9 protein-coding genes are annotated in these 16,616 nt (G+C 49.9%); all 9 read left to right on the top strand.

The features are described 5' to 3' along the window. Window positions 1-222 precede the first annotated feature (222 nt). Complete coding sequence (addB, locus tag AC1VYS_RS20140; RefSeq protein ID WP_482911167.1) at window positions 223-3,726, top strand: helicase-exonuclease AddAB subunit AddB; 3,504 nt, start codon at window positions 223-225, stop codon at window positions 3,724-3,726. Beyond that, entirely contained in the window at window positions 3,723-7,955 is a 4,233-nt protein-coding gene (gene addA / locus AC1VYS_RS20135) for a helicase-exonuclease AddAB subunit AddA (RefSeq protein ID WP_482911166.1), read from the top strand. Before addB ends, addA begins: the two co-directional genes overlap by 4 nt. Window positions 7,956-8,030: 75 nt before the next feature. Beyond that, window positions 8,031-9,215, top strand: a complete 1,185-nt coding sequence (locus AC1VYS_RS20130) for an exonuclease SbcCD subunit D (RefSeq protein WP_482911165.1) — start codon at window positions 8,031-8,033, stop codon at window positions 9,213-9,215. After that, window positions 9,212-12,631, top strand: coding sequence for an AAA family ATPase (locus AC1VYS_RS20125; RefSeq protein ID WP_482911164.1), 3,420 nt, complete (start codon window positions 9,212-9,214; stop codon window positions 12,629-12,631). The genes AC1VYS_RS20130 and AC1VYS_RS20125 overlap by 4 nt, the downstream gene beginning before the upstream one ends. A gap of 285 nt (window positions 12,632-12,916) precedes the next feature. Further along, entirely contained in the window at window positions 12,917-13,300 is a 384-nt protein-coding gene (locus tag AC1VYS_RS20120) for a hypothetical protein (RefSeq protein WP_482911163.1), read from the top strand. 320 nt (window positions 13,301-13,620) lie between these two features. Beyond that, window positions 13,621-13,980 (top strand): histidine triad nucleotide-binding protein, encoded by a 360-nt coding sequence (locus tag AC1VYS_RS20115; protein WP_482911162.1) that lies wholly within the window; start codon window positions 13,621-13,623, stop codon window positions 13,978-13,980. A 180-nt stretch (window positions 13,981-14,160) separates the two neighbouring features. Next, the gene (gene rpsU, locus AC1VYS_RS20110; RefSeq protein ID WP_005547957.1) at window positions 14,161-14,334 is read left to right on the top strand and encodes a 30S ribosomal protein S21; all 174 of its coding nucleotides are present in this window, start codon (window positions 14,161-14,163) and stop codon (window positions 14,332-14,334) included. Window positions 14,335-14,349: 15 nt separating this feature from the next. Beyond that, window positions 14,350-14,793 carry a GatB/YqeY domain-containing protein gene (locus AC1VYS_RS20105; RefSeq protein WP_090914751.1) on the top strand — a complete coding sequence of 148 codons (444 nt, stop codon included), beginning with the start codon at window positions 14,350-14,352 and terminating at the stop codon, window positions 14,791-14,793. Between the two features lie 410 nt (window positions 14,794-15,203). After that, complete coding sequence (locus AC1VYS_RS20100) at window positions 15,204-16,526, top strand: NfeD family protein (RefSeq protein WP_482915073.1); 1,323 nt, start codon at window positions 15,204-15,206, stop codon at window positions 16,524-16,526. Window positions 16,527-16,616: the final 90 nt, after the last annotated feature.

Below are 16,616 nucleotides of genomic sequence, written 5' to 3'. Positions count from 1 at the left end.
ATGCTGCCGGCTGTATTGTACAGGCGGCTTTTGTAATTCTATTTATTTTGTTTAAAATGGTAGTACCTATTATTCTTATTTCAACATCAGTTTTGCTTCTTCTTTTTTAATACCAATATTATGGTCTTATTAGGTGGATCATGGCAAACGTATGTTCCGAATCAGATCAGGTATGGTATACTGGGAATTAAAATCTTGTACGTGCAGTTTGGAGGATGACACATGTCCGTACGCTTTGTCATTGGCCGGGCAGGCAGTGGTAAAAGTACACTGATTACCCGAGAAATCATATCCCTGCTTAGGCGGGAGCCTCAAGGAAAACCGCTAATTCTGCTTGTTCCGGAACAGAGTTCGTTTCGCACAGAGCAGGCGCTCGTATCTTCTGGAGGTATTAAAGGCACGATGCGTGCCGAAGTACTTGGATTTCGCCGTCTTGCTTATCGCGTTATGCAGGAGGCTGGAGGTTCTGCTCGTATTCCGATTGGAGCGGAAGGCAAGAAGATGCTCTTATATAAAGTCATCCAGCGTAGGAAAGAAGAATTACGGCTGTTTGCTGCTTCGGGCAGCCAGCTTGGGTTTATTGGGGAATTGACTAATTTATACAGTGAGTTTAAACGATATGAAGTTCATGCTTCGGCACTCGAAGAAGGACTTGCAGAATGGAGTATTGCATCGGCTTCACCTATTTTGGAAGACAAACTGCATGATTTGAATCTGATCTACCATGATTATGAGCAGGAATTGGCTGATTTATATATAGATGATGAGGATACGCTGAACGAACTGACGGGCCGTTTGCCAGAAAGCGCATGGTTACAGGGAGCTGAAGTGTGGATTGATGGATTTCACAGTTTCACTCCTCAAGAGCTAAGTGTTATTGGACAATTGATGTTGCAATCTTCGTCTGTAACCATTTCCCTAACGCTTGATGGTGCTTACGAGCAAGGTATGCTGCCAGGAGAACTGGAATTGTTCTATCCAACCGCGAGTGCTTATGCGCGCCTTAAAGGCATGGCTGATCATTTGGGTGTGTCCAGCGATACAACGATACTGCATGCTGAAGTGTTGCCAAGATTTAAGGAGCGGCCTGGACTTGCCCATCTGGAGGCTGGTTTTGATCGGCGAATTCGCTGGAGAAGTCAGGGCGAGGATTCGGGTATACGCTTGATGGCTGCGGAGAATCGCCGGGCAGAGCTGGAAGGTGCACTGCGTGAAATGCGCCGTCTGGCGCAGGAGGATGGAGCGAGATATCGGGACATGGCGGTGTTAGTTCGCGGATTAGAGAATTATGCTGATATTGCGGAGCCGTTATTCAGAGATTATGACGTTCCGGTCTTTCTGGACCGAAGACGGAGTGAACTGCATCATCCGTTGGCTGAGTTCATTCGTTCCGCACTGGATATCGTTCGGCGCAACTGGCGGTACGAAGATGTTTTTCGCTGTGTCAAAACGGATCTGCTGCTTCCGCTGGATGGTTCCATCACGCGTGAAGATATGGATCAATTGGAGAATTATGTGCTTGCCTGTGGTATCCATGGATATCGCTGGACGGATGGCAAGCCGTGGAAATATGTGCCGAGTCTCTCGCTGGAGGACAACGGGCAGGATTCACGCAGCCGAGGGCGCGATGCGGTGTTATCGCTGATGGAAAGTTGCAGAGCCTTGATCACTTCAGCACTGGGCACGTTTGAGAAGCGAATAAAAAAAGCCAAAACGGCTGCTGCTCAGTGTGAGGCGTTATTCGGCCTGTTAGAGGATGCGGACATCGCACACAAGCTGGATCAGATGTCTGCTCAGGCCAAAGCACAAGGGGATCCGGAGCGGTCCAGAGAGCATCGGCAAATGTGGGGTGCTGTGCTGGATCTGATGGATCAGATAGTTGATATGATGGGCAATGAACGTCTGGATATCACTTTATTTTCGGGCATGATGGAAACGGGATTGACTGAACTCAAGCTCGGGCTTGTTCCACCAGCGCTTGATCAGGTGCTGTTTGGTTCCATGGATCGCACACGTCTGCGTGATATTAAATATGTATTTATTCTTGGGGCGGTTGATGGAGAATTGCCAGCCATTCCTCAGGACGACGGTGTATTAACCGAGCAGGAAAGGTCGCTGCTGACAGAGAGAGGCATGAGTCTTGGACCTGGTGCAACGAGACTGATGCTGGATGAACGCTTTCTGATTTATACAGCTCTGACAGCTGCCAGCAAGCAGTTATGGCTCAGCTATCCGGTTGCAGATGATGAGGGGAAATCATTACTCCCTTCCGAAATAGTGCGCCACGTACGCAAAATGTTTGGATTGCAGGACCAGCCTTTGCTCGCTCAGCCACCGGTTTCGGATTCGGAAGCTGCACACCTCTCATACGCGATTCATCCAGAACAGAGCTTATCCATGCTGATTGGACAGCTGCGCAGATGGCGCAGGGGAGAAGACATCCCCGAAATATGGTGGGCAGTCTACAATTGGCATGTAACGCGCGAAGAGAGCCGTCCTGGGCTGGAGCGGCTACTGGGTTCTGTCTTTTATCGTAACCGTGCCCTGCGGCTGCAAACATCAACCAGCCGCAGGCTTTATGGTACGGAGGTACGGACAAGTGTTTCACGGATGGAGCGGTTTGTCGCTTGTCCATTCTCTCATTTTGCTTCACACGGACTGAAACTTAGAGAACGCCAACTATATCGTCTTCAAGCGCCGGATATCGGTCAGTTGTTCCATGCTGCGCTGAGTCAATTGGCCATGCGACTGCGCGAGGAGAATCGGAGCTGGGGCAGCCTGACACCGGATCAATGCCGTCAGGAAGCAGAGCAAACAGTGGAGCAGATTGCTCCGCAGCTCCAAGGAGAAATTTTACTAAGCACGAAGCGTTATGGTTATATTTTCCGAAAATTAAAAGATATCGTCAGCCGAGCATCCGTTATTCTGGGTGAGCAGTCCAGACGCGGCAGCTTTGAACCGATTGGGCTGGAACTTGACTTTGGTCCGGGGAAACCTCTGCCGCCGTTGCGTTTTGAACTGGAAAATGGGTGTGTGCTGGAGATTGTCGGCCGGATTGACCGTGTTGATGTCGCTGAAGGAGAGAATGGTCTGTTGCTGCGAGTAATTGACTACAAATCCAGTCAGACGGATCTCAAGCTTCATGAGGTGTATTATGGGCTATCGCTGCAAATGCTCACCTATCTGGAAGTGTTGCTAAGTGCTGCTGAGGAGTGGTTAGGTGAAACGGCGATGCCAGGAGGCACCCTCTATTTCCATGTGCATAATCCACTGTTACAATCCGCAAACGGGATGACATCGGAACAGGCAGGACAGGAACTTCTGAAACGGTTTAAAATGAAGGGTCTGCTACTCGCTGACCGTGATGCCGTTGCTCAAATGGATAACACGCTTGATAAAGGACATTCGGCGATTATTCCAGTGGCATTAAAAGCAGATGGCAGCTTTTACAGCAGTGCCGCAGTGGCGACTCCAGAACAGTGGGATACGCTACTTGCTGCTGTTCGTGGCAATATCCGCGAGATCGGAACTCGCATTACGGATGGAGATACAGCCATTGAGCCGTATCGGATACAGCAGGAGATTGCATGTACCTTCTGTCCATTCAAACCGGTCTGTCAGTTTGATGAAAATATTGAGGGGAACGGCTATAAACTGCTGTCCAAACCGGCCAAACAGCAAGTTTGGGATATGTTGTCTCACAGCAGGGAAGGAGAAACGTTATGATGCATATGCCTAAACCGGAAGGCAGCTTCTGGAGTGATGATCAGTGGAGCGCTATTTCCGAACATGGAGAAGATATTCTGGTCGCCGCAGCTGCAGGGTCAGGAAAAACAGCGGTGCTGGTCGAGCGGATTATTCGCAAAATTGCAGACCCTTCCCAAGGATTCAGCGTGGATCGATTGCTTGTAGCTACGTTTACTAAAGCTGCGGCTGCCGAGATGAAACAGCGCATTCGGGAAGCGCTGGAGCGCGCGCTTGAAGAGCAGCCGGAGGATGAGCATTTGCGCAGGCAATTGTCACTGCTCGGACGAGCCTCCATTACAACGCTGCACTCCTTCTGTATGGAAGTCATTCGGAGGTATTATCAGCAGATTCCGTTAAACCCGGCGTTCCGTATTCTGAATGAAAATGAGGCTGAGATGCTTCGTCAGGAATTACTTGAGGAGCTGTTTGAGGAAAAGTACGGCGAAGAAGATGAGGGCAGCACATTCCGCGAACTGGTGGACTGGTTCAGCGGAGAGCGAAATGATGATGCGATGCATCGACTGGTACAACGTTTGTACGATTTCTCACGAAGTCACTCCTGGCCAGATCACTGGCTGATGGAGATGGCGAATGCTTTTCAAGTGCAAAGCGTAGATTCGTTGGGGCAATCTGCTTGGGTACAGAGTATTTTACGTGATGCGGCTCTTGCTTTGAGCGGAGCGGCAGGTGTGCTGCGACAAGGGATTCAGATTTCATTGCAACCTGAAGGTCCTGCTCCTTATGCGGAGACACTTCAAGAGGATTTGGCGATGGTTGAAGAACTTTTATCTTCTGTTGAAGTCATGTCTTGGGAAAGGTTGCCTGAGGTATTCCAGCCAGCTGCATTTGGCAAATTGAAGCCTTGTAAAAAAGATCAGACCGACCCAGGGCTGCAGGAGCAGGTGAAGGAGTTGCGGGAAACGGCCAAAAAGGCTGTTGCCGATCTGAAAGGTTCACTTTTTGGAAGGAGTGCGTTCTCCTTCTGGCAGGAGCTGGAACAGGCTGCTCCGCTGATGCAGGAGCTTTCCCGTCTTGTCATCACCTTTGGCGAACGTTATCTCCAGGCGAAGCAGGAACGTGGACAAGTTGATTTTAACGATCTGGAGCATTATTGTCTGCACATTTTGCGGCATGAGGATTCCACTCCTGAACATTCGATGCCATCGGATGCGGCGATGGAATATCGTGCACGTTTTGATGAAGTGCTGCTGGATGAATATCAGGATACCAATACGGTTCAAGAGGATATTGTTAGGCTAATCTCCCGAGAAAATCCGGGTAACCGATTCATGGTAGGTGATGTCAAACAGAGTATCTACCGTTTCAGACTGGCTGAACCAGGCCTTTTTATGAACAAATATCGTAACTACACGCCGAGTATTCATGTGGTTGCGGATGACAATGGACAGTATGGAGAGCACAGTACAAAAATGGGGATCGAGACGGGAACGGGAAAACGAATCGACCTTGCCCGAAATTTCCGTAGCCGTGCCGAAGTGGTGCATTCCGTCAACGTTATATTCAGACAGCTGATGAACGAAGGGGTGGCCGAGATCGCCTATGATGAACGGGCTCAGCTGGCTTACGGTGCTTCCTTCCCGTCAGAGACACTTGGGAGTGAAGCGTACACGCCTGAGCTTGTGTTAATTGATCGCCAAGGCAGCGGAACGGATTTATCGGAAAGTGCGGAAGAGAGTGTGGATGCAGTCGCAGCGGCAGAACTGGAGAGTGCTGAACTTGAAACGGCTCAACTGGAAGCACGCGCCATCGCTACGCGAATCCGAGAAATGGTTGGAGATACAGATAAACCTGCACTGAACGTGTATGACAAGGCTTTGCAAACGATGCGTCCGGCACGTTATGGAGACATTGTTATTTTGCTGCGTTCGACGCTGATGTGGGCACCGCTGATGATTGAGGAATTCCGGCAGCAGGGCATCCCTGCAGGTGGGGAGCAGAGCAAGGGATATTTTCAAGCGACAGAAGTTGAAGTGATGTTATCTCTGCTGCAGCTCGTGGATAATCCAAGACAAGATATTCCTCTGGCCTCCGTGCTTCGTTCTCCCATGGTTGGATTAAATGAAGAAGAGCTTGCTCAGATTCGTTTGGGGGATAAAAGGCAGTCCTTCTATGATGCCGTTGTTTCTGCGGCAGGAGAGTGGAGGAATGAACCGGATGCGTTCGGTCAGCGTTCGCAGTCGGGAAGAGATTCGAATGTTGACGGTTTGGTTCAGATGCAGTGGCCAGAAGGTTGGTCAGAGATCGAACAGGCTCAGCGCGAATCCGCCGTTACTGCCGAGATGGAAGTTGATTCTGTAGATCATGTGCGAACAGAAGCACATGGACAGGATGCGGGCTTTATGGGTGAAAAAGAATTTGCTCACCCGCATCTGCAACAGAAACTGATATATTTCATGCGTCAACTGGAACAATGGAGACTCGAGGCAAGACAGGGCAGTTTAAGTGAGTTGATCTGGCGCATTTACAGGGAGACTGGATATCTGGACTGGGTTGGTGGGCTTCCTGGAGGTCAGCAGCGTCAAAGTAATCTGAAGGCACTGTATGATCGGGCACGTCAATACGAGGAAGCAACTGCAAACCGCGGATTGTTTCGTTTCCTGACCTATGTATCCAGATTGCGGGAAAACGGCGGTGACCTCGGAACGGCAGCCAGTGGTTCAGGAGAACAGGACAATGCGGTACGGATTATGACCATCCATCGGAGTAAAGGTCTGGAGTTCCCGATTGTGTTTGTCGGCGGCATCTCCAAACTGTTTAATCAGCAAGATCTGCATGCACCGTTTCTGATGCACAAGGAACTTGGCTTTGGCCCGAGATTTGTGGATCGTGACAACCGGGTGGCTTATCCTACGTTAGCCAATCTGGCTATACGTCGGCGAGCTCAGTTTGAACTGCTGGCGGAAGAGATGCGGGTGCTGTATGTCGCCTTAACCCGGCCAAAAGAAAAAATGGTTCTGGTAGGTACCGTGAAGGATGCCGTCAAAAAGGCACAGGCCTGGTCACAGGTTAAAGACAGTCCAGAGCTGGCGCTGCCAGATTATTTACTTGCTGCTGGGCGAAATTATCTGGACTGGATCGGACCTGCACTGATCAGACACCGGGATGCTGGGGTGCTGCGTGAGCTTGCAGGTGATCGTGATACTTATGCGGCTTGTCTGACAAGTGATGAATCACGCTGGAACATATCTGTGGTTGCTGCAGATCGGGTGTCTCGTGAACAGAACTTAGATATTCAACAGAACGATGAAGATGGGTTAACCGAATTACGAACAGAACGTGTCACAGCTCTGCAAAATATGCAGCCGGTTCGTTTGAATTCATCGGCAGCAGTAATTGAGCAGTCAGAGGGAATGTCAGATAATGCTCTTTCAGAGATAGATGAACGCCTTTCCTGGACGTATCCATATGAATCAGCTTCACAGGTGGCGGCGAGCACTTCGGTGACCGAGATTAAGAGTATGTTTTCCATGCAAGAAGATGTTTCGTACCCCGTGATGGAAGAGTTGCGGGAGCAAGCCGAAATTCTTCAGGAAACTCAAGCAGGGCAATCTTCATTCAAATTACATTTGCGCCGTCCCAAATTCATGGGCGAGAGACAACTGACGGGAACAGAACGGGGAACCGTATACCATACGTTGATGCAGCACCTTCCTATAGATGGATCTGTTATTGATGCATCTATTGTTGATCAGACCATTTCCCGTCTGCTGGCACTTCAAATTTTGCTTCCATATCAGGCGGAAGCAATTGAACAAAGTGAACTGACTGCCTTTTTTGATACGCAGCCAGGAACCGAGATGCTTCGTGCGGCATGGATCCGAAGGGAAATTCCATTTACTTATGGCCTTCCTGCACATCAGTCTCCTGCAGAGTGGGTTCATGGTTTGCATCAGAACGAAGAGCAGGAGGTATTTGGTGAAAATAGTAAAGTGCAGGCTGTTCTCGATAACGAAACGGTGCTCGTAAGGGGAATCATTGACTGTCTCTATGAGGTCGATGGTGAACTTGTTTTGCTGGATTACAAGACGGACAGGGTGCTGGAACATCGCGGGGGACTGGAGCCGCTGGTTGAAAACTATCGTTTTCAACTAGAATTGTACGGACGGGCGATTGAGGATATATTGAGTCGGAAAGTTGATCACACGTGGCTCTACTTTTTTGATGGTGGTCATGCGGTTAAATTATAAAATGATAGAAGAAACAAATAGAAGAAATGATAGAAGAAACGATAGATGAGTTAGGAAAGAGAGGTGGAACGGACGATGCGTATCTTGCATACGGGGGACTGGCATCTGGGAAAAACGCTGGAGGGACGAAGCCGGCTACGTGAACAGGAGGACTTTGTCGATGAACTCGTCAAACTCGCCGATGATCAAAAGGCCGATGCTATATTGATGGCTGGAGATGTCTACGATTCTGTTAATCCACCAGCCTCGGCAGAACAACTTTTTTATGAGGCGGCAGCACGTTTGACCGAGCATGGCAGACCACTCGTTGTTATTGCGGGCAATCATGATCAACCTGAAAGGGTGGCATCCGTAACACCGCTCGTGAACAGGCAGGGGATTACGCTTGTGGGAACACCGGTGTCTGAAGCCGTTACCATTCATACAAGACGAACCGGAGAGACAGCACACATCGCCGCTTTGCCGTACCCGTCAGAAGCGAGATTGAATGAACTGTTGACGACAGATGGAGACGAGAATGTGCTTCGTCAAGCATACAGCCGCAGAGTGGGTATGTTAATGCAGCGTTTGGCGGCTTCCTTTCGTCCGGATACTGTGAATCTCGCCATGAGTCATATTTATGTATTAGGCGGGTTAGAGAGTGATTCTGAACGGCCTATACAGGTGGGGGGAGCTTACACGGTAGATCCTTCCGCTTTGGCGACAGGGGCACAATACACTGCTCTGGGGCATCTGCATCGAGCACAAGCCGTCAAAGGAGACGGTGTGATTCGGTATAGTGGTTCTCCGCTGGCGTACAGCTTCTCGGAAGCAGGACAAAGTAAATCGATAACAATGGTGGATCTCACGCCGGGCGGAACTGCACAAGCGGAAGAGGTGCTGCTTACCTCAGGTAATCCACTCGTTCGCTGGAAAGCGAGAGGTGGTCTGGCTGAAGTGTACCGCTGGCTGGATGAGGGACGTGATTCTCAGGCATACATCGATATGGAGGTCTGGCTGGAGGATGCCATGTCTCTCAAGGAAATTCAGCAGTTGCGCAAAGCTCATGAAGGCATTATTCATATTCGTCCTGTATATCCCGAGATGGAGGCAGCTGGGCTAATAGAACAGCGCTCAGAGTTGCCTGTACATGAACTTTTTCGTAAGTTTTATCAACGTCAAACCGGTGGAGCACAGCCGGAAGACAGCCTTGTACAGCTGTTCCTGGAGCTTGTGGATGAAGACGAGCCAGGTGCGCGTGAGGAGGTCGAAAACAGATGAGACCGATTTTGCTGAAAGTTGCCGGATTGCAAAGTTATCGCGAGATGCAGGAAATTGATTTTACGGTGCTGACCGAGACGGGCTTGTTTGGTATTTTTGGGCCTACGGGTAGCGGAAAGTCTTCCTTGCTTGATGCAATCACACTTGCTATGTATGGTAAGGTGGAACGTGCTGTAAATGGTACGCAGGGCATTATGAACCATGCCGAAGATTCGCTCTCGGTTGCTTTTACTTTCGAGCTGGCTTCGGCCGAGACAACTCGTAGATTCCGGGTAGAACGGCGCTTTAAACGTAACAATGAAGTGTCTGTCAGCAACACGGTCAGCAAGTTTATTGAGACGATTGATGGGGAAGATCAAGTGCTTGCTGACAAACTGGCAGAAGTCAATCGATGCGTTGAAGATGTGATTGGTCTAAAAATGGACGATTTCACAAGGGCGGTGGTTTTACCGCAAGGGAAATTTGCCGAATTCCTTTCACTGAAAGGCAGCGAGCGGAGGCAGATGCTGCAACGTCTCTTTCATCTGGAGAAGTACGGAGATCAGCTTGCTATTAAATTAAGTCGGCGGGTCAAAGATAATGATATGGCACATCAATCCCTTGCGGCAGAGCAGCAGGGACTTGGCAATGCCAGTAAAGAAACGCTCGAAGAAACGAAAGTTTTACTTCAGGCGGCAGTTCTGCATGCGGAAGCATCGCGCAAAGTGCTGGATTCAGCAGTGAAGGAAGCGGAGCATTTGGGCCGAATTCGTGAATTGAGTCAGGAACGGCAAACACGAATGGAAGAACAGCAGTTGCTGCAATCCAAGGCGAATCAGATTGAAATGGACGAAGAACGGTTGAAGTTATCGGCAGCAGCTGAAGCGATGCTGCCTGCGCTTCAGACGGTACGTGATGCATCTGCAACCTCGAAGAAGCGCCAGATGGAAGCTGAGGCGGCCCGGAAGCAGGCAGTGGAACACGAACATTTGGCTGTTCAGGAAGCTGGAAAGGCAGAAGAGGCCAGGCAGCAACTGGCGACAGACGAGCCCAAATTACTTCTGCGCCTGGATCAGTTGGAGCAAGCCAAGGAGTTGCAGCGGGAACGTGATGTTTTACAGACGGATTGTTCAAGGCTTGCACAACTGATGGAGAAAGGGCAAGCCGAACAGACAACGCTGGGACAACAGCTCGATAAAGAGCGAGAACTACAGCTGCGAGGACGCAAACGGCGTGAGGAATTGCAAGAGAGTCTTAAGCCGAACGAAGTGAAGTCCGAGGAACGCAGACTTCTGCAAGCAGCGCTTGAACTGAAACATCGGATGGATACAGCGTTTGAGCAAGTGAACCAACATAAAGCGGATATGCAGACCTATCAGCAGTCTGCAGAACAAGGGGCCGCCAAGCTGGAAGCGGCGGTTGCGGAAGAGAGACGCCTGACCGAACAGCGCCAGCAATTGATGGAACAGGCGTCATCAGGTCTTGAGGCCTTGCTTGCCTGTGAGCAGGATATAGGAAGCGAACAGCGCTTGCTGGCCCGGGCGGAGGAACAGCTGCGCAGCACGATGCGTGAGCAGGAGATGCACCGACTGTCCGCCGCCTTGCGCGCCGAGCTGCGCGATGGCGAGCCATGCCCGGTGTGCGGCTCCGCACACCACCCGCTCCCGGCTGCGCAGCCGGGAGAAGGTCCGCACGCAGACGATGCGGACCTGGAACTGCTGCGCAGCCTGCACGCGGAGCTGCAGGAGCTGCGCTTCGGGCTGCGCCAGCAGCTGCACGAACGCCGCAGCCTGCTGACGCAGCTTGGCGCCGCGGCCGGCGATGCCCCGGCCGCAGCCGAGGCCGCGCCTGCGGCAGCGGAGCCCGAGCCTGCCTTATCGCCCGATAGCGGGCGATCCATGGCGGGCTGGGCAGCGCGAGCCGCTGCGCTGCGCGAAGCCGCGCAGACGCTGGCTGCCGCAGCAGCGCCACTGCAGGGCGAAGCCGCCGCGTTGCAGCAGGCGGCTGCGGACGCGCAGCAGCGCCGCATGGAAGCGGCAGCTGCGCAAGAGGCCGGCCGTGCCGGGCTCGCCCAGGCGGAGCGCAAGTTGGCCGAGAGCGAAGCCGCTGCGGCCGCATTGCAGAGCCGCTGGGCCGCAGAGCTGCCTGACATCGCGCAGGAGGAGGCCGCCGGCCTCTATCAAGCGATGCAGGAGCGCGATGCACGCGCTGAAGACATCAAGGAACGTCTGGCCAAAAGCGTGACGTTCCTTGAGGAGAAGGAGCAGCTTGTCCAGTCATTGCAGCAGAAGCTGGTGGAATTGGACAAGCAGCTGATCCAGTGGCAGACCGAATGGCAAGGAGGCAGCAAGCAGCTTGCCGAGAAAGAAGAACGACTGCGCCAGTGGGTTGGCGAACAGCGTGTTGAAGATCTGATTCGCAAGGCACAGGCTCGCCTGGACGAACTGCGCAAGGCTGCGGAGGAAGCTGCTGGGCGCTTCAAGCAAGCGGATGCGCAGAAACAGGAGTCGGTGAAGCGAGATGTGATGACACAGCAAGCTGCCGTCTCGGCTTCGGAACATTTGGAGCTGGCACAGGAACGCTGGCGGCAGCTCTTGGAGCAATCCGCGTTCGAAACAGAATCCGCCGTTACACAGGCGGCAATGGTTGCCGAGGACGCGGAACGGTTGAAGAACGAAATTCAGCATCATCGTGAACGTGAGCGCGAACTTGCTTCTCAGTTGCGTGAGCTGGAGCAGAAACTGAACGGCGCTGTTGTTACGGAAGAGCAGTGGATCGATTGCACAGAACGTTTAAAACACGCCAGATCTGAGGATGAGACAGCGCTGCAAGCGAAAGCACGTGCCGAGCGGGATCTGGAGGATGTGCAGAAACGCCATGTTCGCTGGACGGAGCTGGAGACGAAACGATTGGAGATTAGCCATCAAGGCGAGTTGCTGAGCAAGCTGCAGGCTGCATTCAGGGGGAACGCATTTGTCGAATATATCGCCGAGGAGCAGCTAATGCAAGTAAGTCATGCGGCTTCTCAGCGTTTGCGTTTCCTAACTAAACAGAGATATTCTCTGGAAGTGGATTCGGGCGGCGGCTTTGTGATTTGTGATGATGCTAACGGTGGCGTGAAACGTCCAGTATCTACCCTTTCCGGGGGAGAGACATTCCTGACCTCATTGTCACTGGCTTTGGCGTTATCCGCCCAGATTCAGTTGCGCGGCCAATATCCGCTGCAATTTTTCTTCTTGGATGAAGGGTTCGGCACACTGGATCCGGAATTGCTGGATACGGTCATCACATCGTTAGAAAAACTGCATGACGATCGCTTGGCCGTAGGTATCATCAGTCACGTTCCCGAACTGCGCGCGCGTTTGCCGCGCAAACTGGTTGTGATTCCAGCAGGTGATGCTGGTGCAGGATCCAGGGTTGTGTTGGAAAGTTTGTAGCCCTGAATTTGTAGCAATGATCAATTTGTAAAAATATTTCTTTTTTTTGATAGATGAGACAACGAGTGAATTTCATCACAGATACAGGTTCATCAGGCTGTTATACTACAGTCAAGCCGACAAACATTTTTGAGCCCCCCGCCCGGACATCTGTTCAGGAAGCTTCCTGTATAGATGTCCGTGTAGCCGGACTTCTACCGAAGACCGCTCGCGAGGGGCTCCTTTTTTGTATCCTTTTATCTAAACCTCTTCAATACAGTGTCAATTCGCCCAGATCTGAATACGATGAAGGGTGAAGAAGAGCTGAAATGGGAGGCGATTGGCGTGGATAAAGTAGCGGCAAAGAAACTCTGTAAGGATCATATCCATCGTTATGTATGTATTCAGATGAATGATGGTTCCTATTATGATGGCATTGTGGAGAATGTGGATGATGAAATGATTTATTTGGCTGTTCCGGTTGGGAATGAAGTTATGGCAGGCCATGCAAATGCAGCTCCGAATATGATGCCTGTAACTCAATATCCAGCGAACACGGCTCGTGGATTTTATCCTGGTTACGGCTACCCTGCTCCTTATCCTTATTATGGATATGGTCGCAGAAGATTTAACAGGCTGGTTCTGCCTTTGTTTGCTCTGACTGCATTAACCTTACTGCCTTATTATTAAAAAAAGTCTAAGTCACATTCATTCGAATTAGTGGGATGAACGACAACAAATCCAATTAGAGTCAGACCCAGGCAATGTATATTGTGCCTCCGGGTGTGGCTTTTTTTGACAACTAAAGATTAAATGCATAAGGAGACCATCTCGTGTAACTCTTATGGAATCCATAGCTACCTTTCTACGCAAGTGTTAATGTTAATACATGTTTTTTCAATGGATCATGTGAAATAAAACTTGTCCCCGCAGTATTGGACGTGCGAATTTACTTTTAGTATGATATAAGGGTATACATAATTTGAGTCGAAGGAAGGAGGGATTGTACGATGGATTGCTTATTTTGCAAAATTGTAGAGGGCACCATTCCCTCCAACAAAGTACTGGAGAACGACCATGTGATCGTTTTTCATGACATTCAGCCTGCGGCACCAACACATGTGTTGGTTGTGCCAAAGAAGCATATCGCTTCCATGAATGATGTAACGACAGAAGATCTGCCCTTGATTGGAGAGATTCATGCAGCTGCACAAGAGGCAGCCAAGCGGCTTGGTGTGCAGGAAACGGGATATCGATTGATTAACAACTGTGGTAGAGACGGCGAACAAACCGTGCACCATTTGCATTACCATGTGCTGGGCGGAACCCGGCTGGGTGCGTTAACAAGTTTGTCTGATTCACACAAATAAGAGCGTAGGTTAATGTTACTCAAGTTGTGGAATTGTTTTTGCACTTGAAAAAAAACTGTAACTCAGCTAATATTAAGGGATCACGTTAAGGTTGACACTTTTATTGCCTTTCGCCTATAATGGAAGATGATGAACCGTGTTATTGCTCTTGGACGGTCTGGTCGGAGGGAGGGAAAACTGGTGTCTGAAACTAAAGTTCGCAAAAACGAGACTATTGATGCTGCACTTCGCCGTTTTAAACGTTCCATCGCTAAAGATGGCGTCTTGGCTGAGGTGAAGAAACGTAAGCATTATGAGAAGCCAAGCGTAAAGCGCAAGAAAAAGTCCGAGGCTGCTCGTAAGAGAAAGTTTTAGGAGGATTTTAACTACATGAATCTTAGCGAACGATTGAACGAAGATATGAAGCAAGCGATGAAGAGTAAGGACAAGTTCAGACTCTCCACCATTCGGTTGATTCGTTCGACGATCAAGAATCTTGAAATAGATTTGAAAAGAGATTTGGATGACAACGAAGTGCTTGATATCCTGAGTCGTGAAATCAAACAGCGCAAAGATGCCCTCCAAGAATTTGGCAAAGCAGGTCGCGAAGAACTCGCGGCAAATGCCGAAGCGGAAATTGAAATACTTATCCAGTATCTTCCTGCACAGCTTACCGAAGAAGAAATTAAAGTTATTGTACAGCAGACCATCCAGGAAACCGGTGCTTCTTCGAAAGCCGAGATGGGGAAAGTGATGGCGGCCCTTATGCCGAAAGTCAAAGGCAAAGCGGACGGCAAACTGGTTAATCAAGCAGTTCAACAATTTCTGCAATAAAGCAAATTCAATAAACACCCCCTGACTTGTCAGGGGGTGTTTTTTTATTGTTATATTAATCGTCTTTCATCCTTATCTTTTGATTATCATGCAAAACCTTTCGAGAACATTGTATGTAAACAAACGGCCTACGATGATGTATAGACACTTGGTATTACGATGAAGGAAGCAACATGGTCCTCGCTCTCCTTTCACAGTAAATACATGAATTTTTATAAATAATGGTTATAAAACATGTTTGTGGGTATTATTTCTTGCATTTGAGCGAATATTCAAATATAATTTTAAGTTTTTGAAACGTAATGTTGCATTGTACGTAATAAATACCATAAGCTGGACAGTATAACATTATTGGAAAAGGGGGGACTAATGTGAAGGGAAAGCGCCGGAAGAGGCTTACGGGGTCACTGATGCTCTTGATGCTGCTGACGCTTTTACTTCCTGCCTGGATTGGAATACCGTCAGCGCATGCAGCTGAGAAAAGCGGCGCCGTATATATTATTCCGGTGGATAAACCAATCGAGCAGGGATTAGGCAAATTCATGGAGCGCGGATTCAAGGAAGCAGAGAAGATGAATGCCGGCTTGATCATTCTTGATATCAATACGCCGGGAGGCCGTGTGGATACTGCAGATGCGCTAGGCACGATGATTAAAGACAGCCCTATCGAAACGTTGGCTTTTGTTCGTGGTGATGCTGCATCGGCAGGAAGTTTTCTTGCGCTGAATGCAGATAAGATCGTAATGTCACCAGGCAGCATGATTGGTGCTGCGGCCATGGTAGACAGCACAGGCAAACATGTTGACGATCCCAAGCTGGTTGCATACTGGACGAGTAAAATGGAGGGTGCTGCCCAAAAGAGCGGCCGGGATGGTGATATTGCGGCAGGTATGGCCGACGTCAATATGGTGGTAGAAATGCCAGAGATCAATAAAACCAAACAAAAAGGTGAAATTATTGCTCTCTCCGCAGAGGACGCGCTGAAAGTGGGTTATGCCGACCATATCAGCAACACACCTGAGGAAGCAGCAACATGGCTTGGTTACAGTCAAGAACATGTGTTCAAATTGGAGCGCACTGCTGCAGAGAACATTTCGACATTTTTGACCAATCCGATTGTGATGACGGTGTTGTTGTTTATTGGTATTGCCGGTGTCATCATTGAACTGATTGTGCCTGGATTTGGCGTTCCGGGAATCGTCGGGATTGTATGTTTTGTGCTTTATTTCTCCGGAAACTACATTGCGGGGTTTGCCGGGGCGGAGACATGGGTATTATTTACGGTCGGGCTTGTCATGATGATTCTGGAGATGTTTATTCCGAGCTTTGGTATTCTAGGTATTTTGGGATCCATTGCGCTGGTAGCCGGGGTTGTCAGAGCGGCTTATGACACGAGTGATGCGTTTGTGTCCCTAGGTATTGCTTTTGGAGCTGCACTGGTTGTTATCGCGATCATCGCTGTGGTATTCAAGGATCGAGGAATATGGAATCGATTCATATTAAGCGACAAGTTATCGGCTGATCGTGGATATTCTTCTGCTACAGAGCGTAAAGAGTTGATTGGCTTGCAGGGCATCAGTCTTACACCGCTTCGTCCATCAGGAACGGCGATGTTTGATGGTGAGCGCATCGATGTGGTCACAGATGGCGGATTTATTCCAATTGATACGCCGATTATTGTGATCAAAGCAGAAGGTACAAGGATTGTTGTACAACAGGCTTTGCCGGTGTAACCCTGTGGTTGCCGAAGCGATGATAACGCTTCGGCAATGTACATAACCTGTTGCCAGGCTGCGGGCAATATGGTGGATTCATGTTTCAGC

The organism is Paenibacillus sp. G34, assembly GCF_056856875.1.
Note: the sequence above shows the minus strand (reverse complement) of the source record. Positions and strands in the feature narration are given on the sequence as shown.